Genomic DNA, 17746 nt, shown 5'->3' on the forward strand with positions numbered 1-17746 from the left:
TCCATAAAGGCCGACGGGGCTGTCCGTCAGAGGCCCTGCAATTGAGTGCGATAGTGCTGATACACCGCGTGATACGCCGCAACGTGTTCAGGAACCGGCCGGGTTTCGCTGGCCGGATCGAGGCTGACGCAACGCTCGGTCAGGGACTGCAGCGACTCACCGGCACCCTCGGCACGGGAGTGACACCACGCCGCCTGAATCGCCGCGCCCAGTGCGGCCGCTTCGGTGCCGGTGGTGCAGATGACCGGCGTGTCCATGATGTCGGCCACGATCTGCCGCCAGACTGCGCTTTTGGCGCCGCCACCGATCAGGCGGATGTTATCGCTTTTAATGCCGCTGTCACGCAACAGGTCCAGACCGTAGCGCAGGCCGAAGGTGGTGCCCTCGACCACCGCGCGGCACAGGTTGGCCTGGGTCAAGTTGGTGCTGTCCAGCCCGAGAATGCTGCCGGTGGCGTGGGGCAGGGCGGGTACGCGTTCGCCGTTGAGGAATGGCAGCACAAGCACGCCCTGGGCGCCTATCGGTGACGACGCGACCGCTGCGTTGAAGGCGCCGATGTCCAGCGCGAAGAGCTCGCGGATGGCACTGGTGGCGTTGGTCAGGTTCATGGTGCAGATCAGTGGCAGCCAGCCGCCCGATGAAGAACAAAAGGTCGCTACCGACGGCTGCGTGCTGACATTGCCGGCGTCGGCGAAGGCGTAGACCGTGCCCGACGAACCCAGGCTCATGGTGATCGAGCCCGGCGCGATATTGCCGGTGCCGATCGCGCCCATCATGTTGTCGCCACCGCCGCTGGAGACGATGGCCTTCGGGTTGAGGCTCAGCCGCTCGGCGATGGCAGGAAGAATTGTGCCCACCGGCTGATGCGCCTCGATCAGCTCCGGCAGCGCCTTGACCAGCCGGCCGGTGGGGTCGATGTGTTGAAGAATGTCGAGATCCCACTGGCGGGTGCGCACGTTGAAATAACCGGTGCCCGACGCGTCGCCGAACTCGCTGCAGCTGCGGCCGGTCAGCCAGTAATTAAGGTAGTCATGGGGCAGCAGGATCTTGTCGATGCGGGCAAACAGCTCGGGAAACTGCTCTTTGCTCCACAGCAGCTTGGAAACCGTGTAGCCCGGCGCGATGGCGATACCCAGACGCTCCAGCGACCCGGCTTCACCCCCCAGGTACGCCAGCAGGCGATCATTTTCGGGCGAGGATTCGGTGTCGCACCATAGCTTGGCGGGGCGCAGCACCTGGCCGGACTCATCGAGCATCACCAGGCCATGCTGCTGCCCGGACACGCCGATCGCCTGAATGTCCGTGCCGGACACTCCTGCCTTCTGCAACGCCGCCGCCGTCGCCTGCTCGAACGCATCGAGCCATTCCTGCACATCCTGCTCGCGGCGCCCGTTGGCGCCGCTGATCATGTGATGGGCCCCCGAGCCTTCGCCGAGGACCTTGCCGCTGACGGCATCCAGAACAATCGCCTTGGTGCCTTGGGTGCCGCAATCGATGCCGAGAAACATGTTCCACCTCAGACGGTTTTCGCCAACAGGTTTTCCAGGGTTTTGCTGACGCCCAGCTGCTTCAGGCTGTTCAGGTTGTGCTCGAACGATGCCACGAACTCAGGGGACTGGGGAATCGCCGCACCGAAGATTTCTTCGACTTCAAGCAGCCGCTGAGTGACCAGCACGTCATCGGCCACCAGCGCCTTGCAGAAGTCCGCGCGCGGGTCGACGACGGTGTACGGCACGCCGTTCTCGCCGGTGAAGTCGCCGTTGCGGTTGCCTTGCAGGTACAGCGCCCAGGCCGCGACCACCAGCGAGGCGCGGTCCATGTTGCCGCTGTCGACGATCAGACGGTTGATGGTCGGCACGGTGAATTTCGGGAATTTCGAAGAGCCGTCGGAGCACACGCGCTCAAGCTGGTCGGCAATCGCCTGATTGGAGAACCGATCGATCAGGGTCTGTTTGTAATCGGTCAGGTCGATGCCCGGTACCGGCGCCAGTTGCGGGGTCACGTCCAGATCCATATAGGTGCGGATGTACTCGACGAACAGCGGGTCATTCATGGTTTCGTGGACGAAGCGATAGCCCTTCAGCGCGCCGAGATAGGTCAGCGCCAGGTGGCTGCCATTGAGCAGCTTGATCTTCATCTCTTCGTACGGGGTCACGTCGTCGGTGAACTGCACGCCGACCTTTTCCCAGGCAGGACGACCGTTGACGAATTTGTCTTCCAGCACCCACTGCACAAAGGGTTCGCAGACCACCGGCCAAGCGTCGTCGATGCCTTTCTGATCGTGCAGCTGCAGGCGGTGGGCGGTGCTGGTCATCGGGGTGATGCGGTCGACCATGGCGTTGGGGAAGCTGACGTTTGCAGCGATCCAGTCGTGCAGTTCCGGGTCGCGCAGTTTGGCGAACGCCAGCAGCGCCTTGCGTGTCACCGCGCCGTTGTGCGGCAGGTTATCGCAGGACATCAGGGTGAACGCTGGCGTGCCTTCCGCACGGCGTCGGGTCAGCGCCGCGCACAGATAACCGAACACGGTCTTTGGTGTGGCGGGGTGTTCGAGGTCGTACTGGATCTGTGGCAGGTGGCTCATGAATTCGCCGGTGCTGTCGTCGATGCAGTAGCCGCCCTCAGTGATGGTCAGCGAGACGATGCGGATATCCGGGCTGGCCAGTTTGTCGATCAGCGCCAGGTCGCTGTCGGTGGACATGAGCATCTGGCTCATGGCGCCGATCACGCGGGTTTCGGTGTCCGGGGTGTCGCTCAGTTCGAACAGGGTGTAGAGAAAATCCTGGCCCTTCAATGCTTCGAAATTGCCGCGGTCTTCCTCGCGCAGGCTGACGCCGCAAATGGCCCAGTCCAGGCCTTCACCACTGCGTTCATTCGCCCCAAGGGACATCAGCGCATCGGTGTAAAACGCCTGGTGGGCGCGGTGGAAACCGCCGACGCCAATGTGCGCGATGCCCTGGCGACGCTCGTCGAGGGAATAGGCGGGGATGGCGATCCCGGCGCCCAGGTTGGAGAGGTTCTGCTTGTTCAGTTTCATGACGGTGTTCCCGAATGCTGTGGAGTGCGAGGGATCAGGCAGCGGCCTGCAGCGCGCGACGAATGACCTGGCCTTGGGCGTCGAACAGGTGGCAGTGCGCGCTGTTCAGGTGCAGTTTCAGGGTTTCGCCGTACTGGCTGGCCAGGTCGCCGCGAATCCGCATGGTCAGCGGCTCGCCGGAGGTGGTGCGCACGTGGCAGTACGTGTCGCTGCCCAGGCGTTCGCTGACGTCGGCGATGACGGTCAACTGGCAATCACCCTCGTTGGCCAGCTCCAGGTGCTCGGGACGAATGCCCAGGGTCACCGAGTCGCCCACGCTCTGCTGTGCGTTGGTGAAGGGCAGCAGCACTTTCGTCCCCGCCTCCAGGGTCACTTCACAGGCCGAGGCTTCGACACGGCTGATCGTGCCCTTGAGGAAACCCATTTTCGGGGTGCCGAGAAAGCCCGCGACGAACAGGTTGGCCGGGTGGTGGTACAACTCCAGCGGCGAGCCCACCTGTTCAACGCGACCGCCGTTGAGCACGACCACCTTGTCGGCCAGGGTCATGGCTTCGACCTGATCGTGGGTGACGTAGATCATCGTTGCCTGCAGCTCTTTGTGCAGGCGCGACAGCTCCAGTCGGGTCTGCACCCGCAGGGCGGCGTCGAGGTTGGACAGGGGTTCATCGAACAGGAAGATTTTCGGGTTGCGCACGATGGCGCGACCGATTGCAACGCGCTGGCGTTGACCGCCCGACAGCTGCTTGGGCTTGCGTTCCAGCAGCGGGCCCAGCTCGAGGATACGCGCGGCTTCATCGACCTTTTTCTTGACTTCGGCCTTCGGCGTGCCGGCCAGATCCAGCGCAAACGACAGGTTTTTGCCGACAGTCATGTGCGGGTACAGGGCGTAGGTTTGAAACACCATCGCCAGGTCGCGCTTGGCCGGTGTTACTTGAGTGATCTCGCGGCCATCGAGTTCGATGCTGCCGCTGGTGACGTCTTCAAGGCCCGCGATCAGGCGCAGCAGGGTGGATTTGCCACAGCCCGACGGACCGACGAAGACCACGAATTCGCGGTCCTTCACGTCCAGGTCGATGCCTTTGATGATCTGGTGGCCGTCGAAGCCTTTTTGCAGATTTCTGATTGTCAGGTTAGCCATGATGGGCTCCGGTTTTATTCTTCAAAATGTCGAAATCATCAACTGCGGGATCGTCCCCACGCTCTGCGTGTGGACGCCGTACTTGACGCTCTGCGTTATTTCACGGCACCAAACGACAGCCCGCGGACCAGTTGTTTCTGGCTGATCCAGCCGAAGATCAGGATCGGCGCGCAGGCCAGGGTCGACACCGCCGACAACTTGGCCCAGAACAAACCTTCAGGGCTCGAATACGAGGCGATCAGCGCAGTCAGCGGCGCGGCGTTCGAGGAGGTCAGGTTCAGCGACCAGAACGCTTCGTTCCAGCACAGGATCAGTGACAGCAGCGCCGTCGAGGCCAGCCCGCCCTTGCAGATCGGGATCAGCACGCGAAAGATTTCCTGGCGCGTGGTGGCACCGTCCAGCCGCGAGGCCTCGAGAATCTCTCCGGGGATGTCCTTGAAGTAGGTGTAAATCATCCAGACCACGATCGGCAGGTTGATCAGCGTGTAGATCACGATCAGCGCAATGCGCGAATCCAGCAGGCCGAAGGTCTTGGCCAGCAAGTAGATCGGCATCAGCACGCCCACCGGGGGCAGCATCTTGGTCGAGAGCATCCACAGCAGGGTGCCCTTGGTCCGTTTGGTTTCGAAAAACGCCATGGAGTAGGCCGCCGGCACCGCGATCAGCAGGCACAGGATCGTCGCGCTGAAAGAGATCAGGATCGAGTTCCAGGCGAAGTGGAAATAGTCACTGCGCTCCTGGATGTGCAGGTAGTTTTCCAGGGTCGGCGTGAAAATGAACTGCGGCGGCGTGGCGAACGCATCGATCTCGGTCTTGAAGCTGGTCAGGACCATCCAGAAGATCGGGAAGAAAATCAGCGCTGCGATCACCCACGACAAGGTGCCGAGCAGGGCACTTTGCAGGCGACGGGATTGTTTGAGCGTCATCATGGCCTTGCCCTCAAGACTTGTCGGTGAGGTTTTTGCCGATCATCCGTACCAGGATAATCGCGGCAATATTGGCGATCACGACGGCAATCAGACCGCCTGCCGATGCCATGCCCACGTCGAATTGCAGCAGTGCCTGGTTGTAGATCAGGTACGCCAGATTGGTGGAAGCGAATCCCGGGCCGCCGTTGGTGGTGGTGAAGATTTCAGCGAACACCGAAAGCAGGAAGATCGTCTCGATCATCACCACCACGGCGATCGGGCGCGCCAGGTGGGGCAGGGTCAGGTGCCAGAAGATCGCGATCGGGCCGGCGCCATCCAGCCGCGCCGCTTCCTTCTGTTCCTGATCCAGGGACTGCATGGCGGTCATCAGAATCAGGATCGCGAAGGGCAGCCACTGCCACGACACAATGATGATGATCGACAGCATCGGGTAATTGGCCAGCCAGTCCACCGGCTGCGCGCCGAACAGCTTCCAGACCCAGGCGAGGATGCCGGACACCGGGTGGAAAATCAGGTTCTTCCAGATCAGCGCGCTGACCGTCGGCATGATGAAAAACGGCGAGATCAGCAGCACGCGCACGATGCCGCGGCCGAGAAACTCACTGGCTTCCAGCAGCGCCGAGATCAACACGCCGAGGATCACACTGATGGCCAGCACGCTGCCGACCAGCAACAGCGTGTTCATGGCGCCGGGCAGAAAGCCTGCGTCGGTCACGAAGAATTCGAAATTCTCCAGCCCGACAAACTCGTTTTCGCCGGGGTTCAGGAGGTTGTAGCGGATCAGCGAAAAGTAGATGGTCATGCCCAGCGGCACGATCATCCACACCAGCAGCAACAGCACCGAAGGGCTGACCAGAAACCAGCCGGGCTTGGTGACGCGGCCTTTGGCGGACGACTTATCGTCGGCCGCGGCGGTGCGCGGGGTGAGGGTTGAGGTGTTCATGTCGACTCCGAACCGGGCAAAAGCGTTAGCGTGAACAGTGGCGGCAGGCAATCAGCGCCTGCCGCCTTCAAGCAGCGGGTGTCAGCCCTTTTTCGGGTAACCCGCGCGCTTCATTTCACGCTCGGCCACGCTTTGCGCGTTGGTCAATGCCTGATCCACGGTGGAGGTGCCCACCAGTGCCGCCGAGAACTGTTGGCCGACCGAGGTGCCGATCGACTGGAACTCGGGGATGGTCACCAGCTGGATGCCCACGTACGGCACCGGCTTCAAGGTAGGCGCTTTCGGCGTGACGGCCTTGAGGGATTCCAGGGTGATGTTGGCAAACGGCGCGGCTTGTTTATACGCATCGGTGTAGGTCGATGCACGGGTGCCTGGCGGCACGTTGGAGACGCCGTCTTTCTCGGCGACCAGCGCGGCGTACTCTTTGGATGTGGCCCATTCGGTGAAGGCGCGCGCGTCCTTGTCGTTCTTCGCGCTGGTCGGGATCGCCAGTGCCCACGAGTACAGCCACGCCGAGCCCTTGTCGGTCACTTCGTGCGGCGCATAGGTGAAGCCTACGCTGTCGGCGACTTTGCTTTGGGACTTGTCGGTGACGAACGAGCCGGCGACGCTGGCGTCGACCCAGATCGCGCATTTGCCGCTGTTGAACAGGGCGAGGTTTTCGTTGAAACCGTTGCTGGAGGCGCCGGGCGGGCCGTCTTTTTTCATGACATTGGTGTAGAAGGTCAGCGCGTTCTTCCACTCAGGCTGGTCGAATTGCGGTTTCCATTGTTCGTCGAACCAGCGGGCGCCGAATGAGTTGGCGATGGTGGTGATCAGCGCCATGTTCTCGCCCCAGCCGGCCTTGCCGCGCAGGCAGATGCCGTACTGTTCCTTGGACTTGTCGGTGAGCTTGTCGGCAAATTCGGAAATCTGCGTCCAGGTCGGACGCTCCGGCATGGTCAGGCCGGCTGCCTTGAACAGGTCTTTGCGGTAGTAGGTGATCGAGCTTTCTGCATAGAACGGCAGGGCGAAGAGTTTGCCGTCGACCGACAAGCCATCACGTACTGAAGGAAACACGTCGTCCAGCGCGTAGGACGCAGGCAGATCGTTCATTTCCTTGAGCCAGCCCTTGGCGCCCCAGAGTGAGGCTTCGTACATGCCGATGGTCAACACGTCGAACTGGCCGCCCTTGGTGGCAATGTCGGTGGTCAGGCGCTGACGCAGCACGTTCTCTTCCAGCACGACCCACTTGAGCTTGATGTCCTTGTGCTGTTCTTCAAAGGTCTTGGACAGCCGCTGCATGCGGATCATGTCGCTGTTGTTGACGGTGGCGATAGTGACTTCACCGGCAGTGGCGGTGGTGCACAGGGACAGGAGGGTCAGACAGGTACCGGCAAGGAGAACATTTGCAGAGGTCTTCATTTATCACTCCTCTTCTGCGCCGAGACGGACGTCAGAAGCTTGGTTATTGTTTTTGTTTCTTCCGGAGGCCAGGAAGAATGTGCGTTGATTACAGCCTTGTGGGCGCGGGTTGACAAATCCTGCGGCGCACTTGAACTGATACTTTTTTGCACCGGGAATTCCGACGGCCATGCCGTACAACTGCGCCAGCACATGGTGCGGGGCAGTTCCAGCGTAGTTGACGGGCGCGAAGGGGCAGCGAATCAGTACAGGTTTTGCTCAGTCAAGCGCTGTACGGCGAGACGACGGTAGTGCGAGGGGGTCATGCCCTTGAGCTTCTGGAAGCGTCGGTTGAAATTGGAGATGTTATTGAAACCCGACTCGAAACAGACGTCAGTCACCGGCCGGTCGCCATCGGCGAGCAGTTCGCAGGACTTGCTGATGCGCAAGCGGTTGACGAATTCCACAAAGCTGCGCCCGGTGGCTTGCTTGAATACGCGGGAAAAGTAGGTCGGCTTCATGCCCAGGTAGTCCGCCACTTCTTCCAGCGGCAGTTCGCGGGCGTAGTGGGTAAAGATGTATTCCACCGCCTTGTTGGTGCGCTCCACGGCGTGATCATCCGACAGTTGCGACGCAGTGGTACCGGACAACAGCTGGAAATCGTCACTGGCGGCCAGCAATTCCAACAGGATGAAGAAATGTCCCAGGCGGGTCATTCCAGTGGTGTCGGCAATCTTTTGCATCAATTTGGTGGCCTGGCGGATCGTCCGCTTGCAGCGAAATTCGATGCCGTATTGCGCACGGTCGAGCAACGGCGCGAGGGCCTTGAGTTCGGCGAACACCTGATTGCCGCTTTCGAGCAGCTCTTCGGTGAAATTCACCAGCATGTCGCGCTTGGGAATGACCTCGTCTTCTTCAATCTGACTGATCCAGTTGTGCGGAAGATTGGGGCCGGTGAGAAACAGCGTCTCAGGGTAGAAATTGCCGATGTAATCGCCGACGAAGACCTTGCCGGAACTGGCGACGATCAGGTGCAGCTCGTATTCCTTGTGGAAATGCCAACGCACCAGCGGGCAGGGAAAACCGTGCTCGCGGTAGATGATCGACAGCCCATTGTGGTCGTCCATCAACTCGTAGGAAGGGTCGGTGACTCTTGTTGTTCTGGTCATGCGGGGGCCGGTCTGGAGAGTGGCGTGGGAATAATGTGCACTATTTGATGGGCGGAATACAGAGAGAGGCTTTAAACCGATGCAGATGGACGCGTGGCTTCAGTGGCACCGGCTTCAGCCGGGAAGAGGCCGGTTTGAGCGCCATCAATGCTGCGCCATGACGCGCAGCTGCGCAGTGGACTAACCACACCCCTCAACAACCCGATACGCTGATGCACCTTCCGCGAACGCCTCCAGAGAACCGCCACCCCATGAAAAAAATCCTCGTGATCGGCATCGGCGCAGGCAATCCCGAGCACATCACCGTTCAGGCGATCAAGGCGCTGAACCGCACCCAGGTGTTTTTCATCCTCGACAAGGGCTACGCCAATGATGACCTGCTGGCGTTACGCCGGGACATCTGCGAGCGCTACATCGAGGGGCATGACTATCGTCTGGTGCAGGTGAGCGATCCTCGGCGCAAGGACGATTCGCCGTCCTATCGCAGTGGGATCGAGCATTGGCACGAGCAGCGCGCCGTGCTGTTCGAGCAACTGATTACCGATGAAATAAAGGCAGGCGAGACTGGGGCGTTTTTGGTGTGGGGCGACCCGGCGCTGTACGACAGTACGATGCGGATTCTCGATCAGGTACTGGCCCGCGGCCGGGAGCCCTTTGGCTATGAGGTCATCCCCGGCATCACCAGCGTGCAGGCGCTGGCTGCCGGGCATCGCATCGGCCTGAACCGCATTGGCGAACCGATCCACATCACCACCGGGCGGGAGCTTGCGGCGGAGCAGGGTGCGCAGATCAGCAACAGCGTGGTGATGCTCGACGCCCACTGCACCTTCGAGCGGTTTATCGACGAAGGGCTGCACATCTATTGGGGGGCTTATCTCGGCACCCCTGACGAAATCCTCATTTCAGGCCCGCTGCGCGAAGTGAGCGCGCAGATACGTCAGGCGCGTGAAACAGCGCGGGCGCAGAAGGGCTGGATCATGGACACCTATCTGCTACGCCGCGCCGTCCCTTAGACAAAACGCTTCAGGTGTTCTTGTTCTTGGCTTCGATCCACTGCGACATGTACTGCGTGCTCTTGTGCTGATGATGGCGAAGCATGGTGCCCGTGAAGTTGGCCGTGCGATGGGCCGGTAGCGTCTCCCGCAGCGCAAGGATGCGTTCGATCAGCGCGGCGCAATGGCGATCATGGCTGAAACGCGCCGGCAGCAGGTGCCAGCCGTCCCGTTGCGCCCGTCCCCAGCGTGCCTGATCGGTGTAGAGGCTGACGGCGGCGTCGGCGAGCCCTTGGGCATCACAGGCCACCGCGCCGGGAAAGGACAGCTCGCCGTGCATGGCTTCGGCACCGATGGGCGTCGTCACGGTAGGTGTGCCGCAGACCATAGCGTCGATGATCTTGCCCTTGATGCCCGCGCCGAATCGCAGTGGCGCCAGGGAAACCCGCGCCGCACCCATCACTTCCAACGCGTCTTCAGCCCAGTTCATGATGTGGAACCCTTGGGCAGCGTTATGCAGTGCTGCAGCCTTGGGCGGCGTATACGCGCCATACACACGAAGCTGAGCTGCCGGCAATTGCGCGCGGATCAGCGGCCAGACGGTATTTTTCAGCCACAGCACCGCATCCCAGTTTGGTGCATGGCGAAAGTTGCCGATGGTGATGAAGTGCGCACGGTCTTCGAATCCACGCGGGCTGGCGGGCGTTGTGTGGTTCTCTCGCACAAGCAACGGTGCCCAATGGAGCTGAGCAGCGGGCACTGAAAATGCCTGGGTCAGCAATTCGATTTCGACGTCGGACACCATCAGGCTCAGGTCACTGCGGTGGATCGCGGCGACCTCGCGCTGCGCCAGGTCAGTGGACGCCATCCGCGTGAACAGTTGATCCCGCGACGTCTGAAAATAACCGGTCAGATCAGCGTCGGGCTTGCCGTCGAGCCGTTCCTTGACCGCCTGATGACGGGCGTGGCGCAGGCTCTGCAGGTCGGAAGTCTCAAGCAGGCGGATCGCGTTCGGGCAATGCTTCTCTACCCGCCAGCCGAATTGCTCTTCCATCAGGAACTGGTCGAACAGCACCACGTCAGGCTGCAGCTCACTGATAAAGGCATCAAAACTGCTGTGATTGAGGGTAATGGTGACTTCGGTGATCCCCAGCCCCGCAAGATCGGCCTTGTGCTCGCCTTCTGTGGCCGCGCTGGCGAAGGTGATCTGCCAGCCCTGTTCGAGAAAACAGTCGATCAGCTGCATGACATGGCCGCTGGCCGCAGACGATCGCGGCTCGGGCCAGACGTAGCCAATGATCAGCACATGGATCGGGGTGGACTGCGGCGGTTGTTCAGTTGCCAAGAATGCCCTTTACCTTGTCACGCAGCTGATCAATGGAAAACGGCTTGCCGATGTTGTGCATGCCTTCTGGCACATCGACGGAATCCGCGTAGCCACTGGCGAACAGCACCGGAATGTCGGGGCGGATTTCACGCGCCCGATTCGCGAGATCTTTACCGTTCATGTCGGGCAGGCCCAGGTCGGTCATCATCAGGTCAATGGTCTGGTCAGCGTTGTTCAGAACCACAAGCGCCTCGGCGGCGTCGGCCGCTTCCAGCACGGTGTACTCAAGCTCCTCGAGGACGTCGACAATCAACATCCGGACGATGTTGTCATCTTCGACCACCAGAATCGTGCGGGGTGAATCGGACATGGCAGGTTCCTTAATTGGGCAGAGAGCGCATCGCACGGCGTAGGGTTTTCAGCGTTTCGCCGGGGGGCGCAATTGTGCCAAGTTCTGAGCCGCAACAACACGATTCAATTGAGTGTAGTGGCTTTTTGGCTGCACTCAAATGTACAGTTCGAGCCTGATAGTTCTTTATCTAATGTCAGATAATTCAATCTTCTACGTCATATGCTGGAGTTGTTGCCGAGGTTTGCGGCAAACTCCGTCGTTTAGACGAGTCCGCCTGAGCCCTTGCGATGATCACCAACTCTGCAGTCGACGAGCAACGTTTCCGCAAACTGTTAAGCCGCAACGTCAGTTTACCTTTGGCTGTCGGCGTGCTGAGTGCGGCTTTCTTCGTCATTTTGATTTCCTACCTGTTGTCGGCCATCCAGTGGGTCGAACATACCGACCGGGTGATCAACAACCTGAATCGCTCGCTCAAGCTCTCGGTAGACATGGAGACCGGGATGCGCGGCTTCCTGCTGACCGGCGATGAGCGTTTCCTCGACCCCTACGAAGTCGCCAAACCTGCCATCAGCACCGAACTCCAGGGCCTTGAAGAACTGGTCGCCGACAACCCGGAACAGGTTGACCGCTTCAAACGACTGGCCGCGCTGCAATCCTCCTGGAACGAGTTCGCCCAAGAGATGATCACCCTGCGGCGCACCGGCGGCGATTACCAAACGCCGATCCAGAATCGTCGCGGCAAGCGCCTCGCTGACGAGATGCGTGAGCAATACGAGCAAGCGGCCAACGTCGAGCATCAGCTGCGTCTGACACGCAACACCGACGTGACCCACACCACCGTGATGTCGGTCTCGTTGTACATCGCCTTTATTCTGATCGTCAGCGGGATTCTGGCCTGGGTCGGGCGTCGGGACATGACCACGCTGTCCGACACTTACGCCGCCAACCTCAAGGCGCAACAGCTGGACGCCGAGCGCCTGTCCCACGTCGCCTGGCTGCGCAATGGCCAGAGCGAACTGGCCGAGCAGGTCATCGGCCAGCTCACCCTCAACCTGCTGGGCCGCAACGTGCTGGATTTCTTCGCCCAATACCTGGGCGCGGTCGTCGCGGCGGTGTACGTGCGTCAGGAGCACGGCGGTCTGGTGCGCGTGGCTTCCTACGGTTTCTCCCGCGAGCAGGAGCAGCACGAGCAGTCTATCTACAGCGGTGAGGGCGTGGTTGGCAAAGCGGCCGAGCAGGATCAGATCATCACCCTGAACAACGTCCCTCAGGATTACTTCAAAGTCACGTCCGGCCTGGGTGAAGGCTCGCCGCGCAGCGTCGTGGTGGTGCCGACCAGCAACGATGACCACGTCAACGGCGTCATCGAACTGGGCTTCCTTCGCGAGCTGACGCCCCGCGACCTGGAGTTTCTTGAACTGGTGGCCGAGAACGTCGGCACGTCCATCGAGGCGGCGCGCTACCGTCAACGCTTGCAGGAAGTGCTCGCTGAAACCCAGCAGCTCAACGAAGAGCTTCAGGTGCAGCAGGAAGAACTGCGCACGGCCAACGAAGAGCTGGAAGAGCAGTCGCGGATCCTCAAGGAATCCCAGGCCCACCTGGAAACCCAGCAGGCGGAGCTGGAGCAGACCAACGAGCAACTGGCCGAGCAGGGCAAGGCGCTGGCCGACCAACGTGATGCACTGGACCGCAATAACGAAGAATTGCACATCGCCCAGATTGAGCTGGAAGCCCGCGCCGACGAGTTGCAGCGCTCCAGCAAATACAAATCCGAATTCCTCGCCAATATGTCCCACGAGCTGCGCACACCGTTGAACAGCTCGCTGATTCTGGCCAAGCTGCTGGCGGAAAACCCCCAGGACAACCTTTCCGAAGAGCAAGTCAAGTTCGCCGAGTCGATCTACTCGGCGGGCAACGATTTGCTCAACCTGATCAACGACATTCTGGATATTTCCAAGGTCGAGGCCGGCAAACTGGACGTGCGTCCGGAAAACAGCAGCGTCAGCCGTCTGGTCGAAGGTTTGCGCATGACCTTCCAGCCCCTGGCGGCCGAAAAGAAGCTGGAATTCTCGGTGGAAATCCAGTCCGGCACGCCGGTTTCGCTGTACACCGATCGCCAACGACTGGAGCAGATCCTCAAGAACCTGCTGTCCAACGCCGTCAAGTTCACCGAAAGCGGTACTGTCAGCCTCACGGTTTCCCGCCAGCCCGGCGAGGGCGTGGCGTTCACCGTTCGCGACTCCGGCATCGGCATCGCCGAGGAGCAGCAGGAAAGCATTTTCGAAGCGTTCCGTCAGGCCGATGGCACCACTAATCGCCGTTATGGCGGCACCGGCCTGGGCCTGTCGATTTCCCGGGATCTGGCGCGTCTGCTCGGCGGTTCGATCAGCGTCACCAGTGCGCCGGGACAGGGCAGTATTTTCACCCTTGTGCTGCCGGAAGAGTACGTTGAACAAGAGCCTTCGCAGTATGCCGAGGCGCCAGTAGTTGCCGTGCAGCCCCCGGCAGCTCCCGCCCGCGTCACGCCGCCCGCACCTGTTGCGGTGAGGGTTTCGCCGCCTGCCGAGCCGATTCCGCGCTTTGCCGACGACCGCGAAAAAGCACCGTTCACCAAACGCTGCATTCTGGTCATCGAAGACGAAGTGCGCTTTGCCCACATCCTCTACGACCTGGCCCACGAGCTCGGCTACAACTGTCTGGTGGCCCATGCCGCCGACGAAGGCTTCGATCTGGCCGCATCGTTCATCCCGGACGCGATCCTGCTGGACATGCGCCTGCCGGACCATTCCGGTCTCACTGTTCTGCAGCGCCTCAAAGAGCTGCCGAGCACCCGGCACATTCCGGTGCACGTGATTTCCGTCGAAGACCGTCAGGAAGCCGCGCTGCAAATGGGCGCCATCGGCTATGCGGTGAAACCGACCACCCGCGAAGAGCTAAAGGACGTCTTCGCCCGCCTCGAAGCCAAGCTCACGCAGAAGGTCAAACGCATCCTGCTGGTCGAAGACGATGCCTTGCAGCGTGACAGCATCGCGCGCCTGATCGGTGACGACGACATCGAGATCACGGCGGTCGGCTTCGCTCAGGACGCCCTTGATCTGCTGCGCGACAACGCCTACGACTGCATGATCATCGACCTGAAACTGCCGGACATGCTCGGCAACGAGCTGCTCAAGCGCATGTCCACCGACGAGATCTGCGCGTTCCCGCCGGTCATCGTCTACACCGGGCGCAACCTGACCCGTGACGAAGAAGCAGAGCTGCTGCGCTACTCGCGGACCATCATCATCAAAGGTGCGCGTTCGCCAGAGCGCCTGCTCGATGAGGTGACGCTGTTCCTGCACAAGGTCGAGTCGCAGCTGTCGAACGAGCGCCAGAAGATGCTCAAGACCGCGCGCAGTCGCGACCGCGTGTTCGAAGGGCGCAAGATCCTGGTGGTCGACGACGACGTGCGTAACATCTTCGCCCTGACCAGCGCGCTGGAGCACAAAGGCGCGATCGTCGAAGTCGGGCGCAACGGGCTGGAAGCGATCGAGAAGCTCAACACTGTCGATGACATCGATCTGGTTCTGATGGACGTGATGATGCCGGAAATGGACGGCTACGAAGCCACCATCGAGATCCGCAAGAACCCGCGCTGGCGCAAGCTGCCGATCATTGCCGTCACCGCCAAAGCGATGAAGGACGATCAGGATCGCTGCCTGCAAGCCGGTTCCAACGACTACCTGGCAAAACCGATCGATCTGGATCGACTGTTCTCGCTGATTCGCGTGTGGATGCCGAAGATGGAACGTATCTGAATGAACCGGATCAATTGACCGCCTTTTTGCCCGATCCAGAGTGTTGCCGATGCACCAAGAACGAGACGCCGATATCGAGTTACGCTTGCTGATTGAAGCGATTTACTTGAAGTACAGCTACGATTTTCGCGATTACTCGGGTGCGTCGGTGAAACGACGTGTCGCCCACGCGTTACGTCAATTTGAACTGAAGACCATTTCCGCGTTGCAGGAGCGCGTGCTGCATGACCCTTCGGCGTTCATGCAGCTGCTGCAATTCCTGACGATCCCGGTCAGCGAGATGTTCCGCGACCCGACGCACTTCCTGGCGATCCGCGAAGAAGTCGTGCCGCTGCTCAAGACCTACCCGTCGGTGAAAATCTGGATTGCCGGGTGCAGCACCGGGGAGGAGGTTTACTCAATGGCGATCCTGCTGCGCGAGGAAGGCCTGCTCGATCGGACGATCATCTACGCCACCGACATCAACCCCAATTCCCTGGAGAAGGCCAAACAAGGCATCTTCTCCATGGAAAACATGCGCGGCTACAACGAGAACTACCTGAAGGCCGGCGGCAAGCGGCTATTCTCGGAGTACTACACCGCCGCCTACGATTACGCGATTTTCGACAAGACCCTGCGAGAGAATGTCACCTTCGCCGATCACAGCCTGGCGACCGACAGCGTGTTCTCCGAAACCCAGTTGATCTCCTGCCGTAACGTGCTGATCTATTTCAACAAGAAGCTGCAGGACCGCGCCTTCGGGCTGTTTCACGAGTCCCTTTGCCATCGCGGGTTTCTCGTGCTGGGCAGCAAGGAAACCCTGGACTTCTCCGGGTACAAGGGCCACTTCGATCCCTTGGTCAAACTCGAGCGGATCTACCGCAAATCATGAGAACGTCGTTTCCTGACACCCCACCGGAGGCGCCCGCGCTGCCGGCGGTGGACGCCATTGTGGTCGGCGCGTCGGCCGGTGGTGTCGAAGCGCTGCTGAAGATTTTCCGTACCTTGCCCCGGGGCTTTCGGCTGCCGATCCTCGCGGTGCTGCATGTGCCGGATCAGCGTCGCAGTCAGTTGGCCGAGGTGTTTGCCGCGAACCTGGCGATACCGGTCAAGGAAGCGGATGACAAAGAGACCATCAAGCCTGGAACGCTGTATTTTGCCGGGCCCAGTTATCACCTCTCCATCGAGAACGATCTGAGCCTGTCGCTGAGTCAGGAGGAGCGTGTGCATCATTCGCGCCCGAGCATCGACATCCTGTTCGAATCGGCTGCAGACGCCTATGGTGATCGGCTGGCCGGCGTGTTGCTGACCGGTGCCAACAGCGACGGCGCGCGTGGCATTGCACGAATCAAGGAGTACGGTGGTCTCACCGTGGTCCAGGACCCGGCCCAGGCGCTCGCGCGGGCCATGCCCGAAGCGGCGCTCGCCCTTCATACGCCGGATTTTCTACTGCCTTTGCCCGACATTGGGTCCTTGCTTGTCGAGCTGGAACGAATTGCATGCTGAGTGATATCAAAGCCAAACTGCTGATCGTGGATGATCTGCCGGAGAACCTGCTCGCCCTCGAAGCGCTGATCAAGCGTGAGGACCGTCAGGTGTTCAAGGCGTTGTCTGCGGACGAGGCCCTGTCGTTGCTGCTTGAACACGAGTTTGCGATGGCGATTCTCGACGTGCAGATGCCAGGGATGAACGGCTTCGAACTTGCCGAGCTGATGCGCAGCACCGAGAAGACCAAGAACATTCCCATCGTGTTTGTCAGTGCTGCCGGGCGCGAGCTGAATTACGCGTTCAAGGGTTATGAAAGCGGTGCAGTGGATTTCCTGCACAAGCCCCTCGATATTCATGCGGTAAAGAGCAAGGTCAACGTCTTCGTTGATTTGTACCGCCAGCGCAAGGCCCTCAAGCAGCAGCTCGAGGAGCTGGAACGTAGCCGCGCGGAGCAGGAAGCGCTGATGCGCGAGCTGAAATCGACGCAGAGCGAGCTGGAGCGTGCGGTCCGCATGCGCGATGACTTCATGTCGATTGTCTCCCACGAAGTGCGCACGCCGCTCAATGGGCTGATTCTGGAAACCCAGCTGCGCAAGTTGCATCTGGCCAAGGACAATGCGTCGGCGTTCACCATGGAGAAACTCCGGGCCATGGTCGACCGCGATGAGCGGCAAATCCAGAGCCTGATTCGCCTGATCGAGGACATGCTTGACGTGTCGCGGATTCGAACGGGCAAGCTGTCGATTCGTACCAGCCCCTTCGATTTGTCGGAGCTGGTGGTCAATCTGGTGGAAAGCTATTCGGCGCAGATCGCTGCAGCCAGCAGTGTGGTGACGTTGCACGCCACGGCGCCGGTGATTGGCGTGTGGGACGAGTTTCGCATCGAGCAGGTGGTGGCGAATCTGCTCACCAATGCGTTGCGCTACGGCGCGCGCAAGCCGATCGAGTTGCGGGTGTACAGCGAGGCAGGCGAGGCGCGGATCGAAGTGCGCGATCATGGGATCGGGATCAGTCCGGAAAATCAGAAGCGCATTTTTCAGCAGTTCGAGCGTGTTGCTGCCAGTCATGCGGTGGCCGGCCTTGGCCTTGGGTTGTTCATTTCCGATCAGATCGTCAGCGCTCATGGCGGGCGGATCAGTGTCGAGAGCGAGGAAGGGGCGGGGTCGATGTTTCGGGTATCGCTGCCGCTCTGATCGAGATCTCCAAGATCAAGAT

The 17746-nt window shown here is 60.6% G+C and carries 14 protein-coding genes; 5 read left to right on the forward strand and 9 right to left on the reverse strand.

The window, feature by feature from the left end; all coding sequences use genetic code 11:
- Window positions 1–26: 26 nt before the first annotated feature.
- The 7 genes from xylB to AC3ISG_RS10330 form a co-directional block, all read right to left on the reverse strand.
- On the reverse strand, window positions 27–1508 hold the full coding sequence (gene xylB / locus AC3ISG_RS10300; protein ID WP_489299176.1) for a xylulokinase: 1482 nt from the start codon (window positions 1506–1508) through the stop codon (window positions 27–29).
- An 8-nt stretch (window positions 1509–1516) separates the two neighbouring features.
- Complete coding sequence (locus AC3ISG_RS10305) at window positions 1517–3034, reverse strand: mannitol dehydrogenase family protein (protein WP_489299177.1); 1518 nt, start codon at window positions 3032–3034, stop codon at window positions 1517–1519.
- 34 nt (window positions 3035–3068) lie between these two features.
- Window positions 3069–4172 carry an ABC transporter ATP-binding protein gene (locus AC3ISG_RS10310; RefSeq protein ID WP_489299178.1) on the reverse strand — a complete coding sequence of 368 codons (1104 nt, stop codon included), beginning with the start codon at window positions 4170–4172 and terminating at the stop codon, window positions 3069–3071.
- A 95-nt stretch (window positions 4173–4267) separates the two neighbouring features.
- The gene (locus AC3ISG_RS10315; protein WP_205483031.1) at window positions 4268–5101 is read right to left on the reverse strand and encodes a carbohydrate ABC transporter permease; all 834 of its coding nucleotides are present in this window, start codon (window positions 5099–5101) and stop codon (window positions 4268–4270) included.
- A 10-nt stretch (window positions 5102–5111) separates the two neighbouring features.
- Window positions 5112–6044 (reverse strand): carbohydrate ABC transporter permease, encoded by a 933-nt coding sequence (locus tag AC3ISG_RS10320; RefSeq protein ID WP_489299179.1) that lies wholly within the window; start codon window positions 6042–6044, stop codon window positions 5112–5114.
- 81 nt (window positions 6045–6125) lie between these two features.
- A complete protein-coding gene (locus AC3ISG_RS10325) occupies window positions 6126–7448 on the reverse strand; it encodes an ABC transporter substrate-binding protein (RefSeq protein WP_489299180.1) in 1323 nt (440 codons plus the stop codon).
- Window positions 7449–7690: 242 nt separating this feature from the next.
- Window positions 7691–8596, reverse strand: coding sequence for an AraC family transcriptional regulator (locus tag AC3ISG_RS10330; protein ID WP_122624836.1), 906 nt, complete (start codon window positions 8594–8596; stop codon window positions 7691–7693).
- A gap of 251 nt (window positions 8597–8847) precedes the next feature.
- On the opposite strand from AC3ISG_RS10330, the gene cobF reads away from it, so the two are divergent.
- Entirely contained in the window at window positions 8848–9609 is a 762-nt protein-coding gene (cobF, locus tag AC3ISG_RS10335; RefSeq protein ID WP_489299181.1) for a precorrin-6A synthase (deacetylating), read from the forward strand.
- Window positions 9610–9619: 10 nt separating this feature from the next.
- Here the strand turns inward: cobF and AC3ISG_RS10340 are convergent, their stop codons facing one another.
- Window positions 9620–10834 carry a glycosyltransferase family 4 protein gene (locus AC3ISG_RS10340; RefSeq protein ID WP_489299494.1) on the reverse strand — a complete coding sequence of 405 codons (1215 nt, stop codon included), beginning with the start codon at window positions 10832–10834 and terminating at the stop codon, window positions 9620–9622.
- Between the two features lie 88 nt (window positions 10835–10922).
- Window positions 10923–11285, reverse strand: a complete 363-nt coding sequence (locus AC3ISG_RS10345) for a response regulator (RefSeq protein ID WP_122624834.1) — start codon at window positions 11283–11285, stop codon at window positions 10923–10925.
- Window positions 11286–11554: 269 nt separating this feature from the next.
- Here AC3ISG_RS10345 and AC3ISG_RS10350 point away from each other — a divergent pair, with 269 nt between their 5' ends.
- From AC3ISG_RS10350 to AC3ISG_RS10365, 4 genes are read left to right on the forward strand one after another with little or no spacing between them, the layout of a single operon-like run.
- Window positions 11555–15064 carry a response regulator gene (locus tag AC3ISG_RS10350; RefSeq protein ID WP_489299182.1) on the forward strand — a complete coding sequence of 1170 codons (3510 nt, stop codon included), beginning with the start codon at window positions 11555–11557 and terminating at the stop codon, window positions 15062–15064.
- 49 nt (window positions 15065–15113) lie between these two features.
- A complete protein-coding gene (locus tag AC3ISG_RS10355) occupies window positions 15114–15935 on the forward strand; it encodes a CheR family methyltransferase (protein WP_122624832.1) in 822 nt (273 codons plus the stop codon).
- A complete protein-coding gene (locus tag AC3ISG_RS10360) occupies window positions 15932–16549 on the forward strand; it encodes a chemotaxis protein CheB (RefSeq protein ID WP_205483034.1) in 618 nt (205 codons plus the stop codon). The genes AC3ISG_RS10355 and AC3ISG_RS10360 overlap by 4 nt, the downstream gene beginning before the upstream one ends.
- The gene (locus AC3ISG_RS10365) at window positions 16543–17724 is read left to right on the forward strand and encodes a hybrid sensor histidine kinase/response regulator (protein WP_122534659.1); all 1182 of its coding nucleotides are present in this window, start codon (window positions 16543–16545) and stop codon (window positions 17722–17724) included. The genes AC3ISG_RS10360 and AC3ISG_RS10365 overlap by 7 nt, the downstream gene beginning before the upstream one ends.
- Window positions 17725–17746: the final 22 nt, after the last annotated feature.

It is taken from the genome of Pseudomonas sp. GL_135 (genome assembly GCF_057834665.1).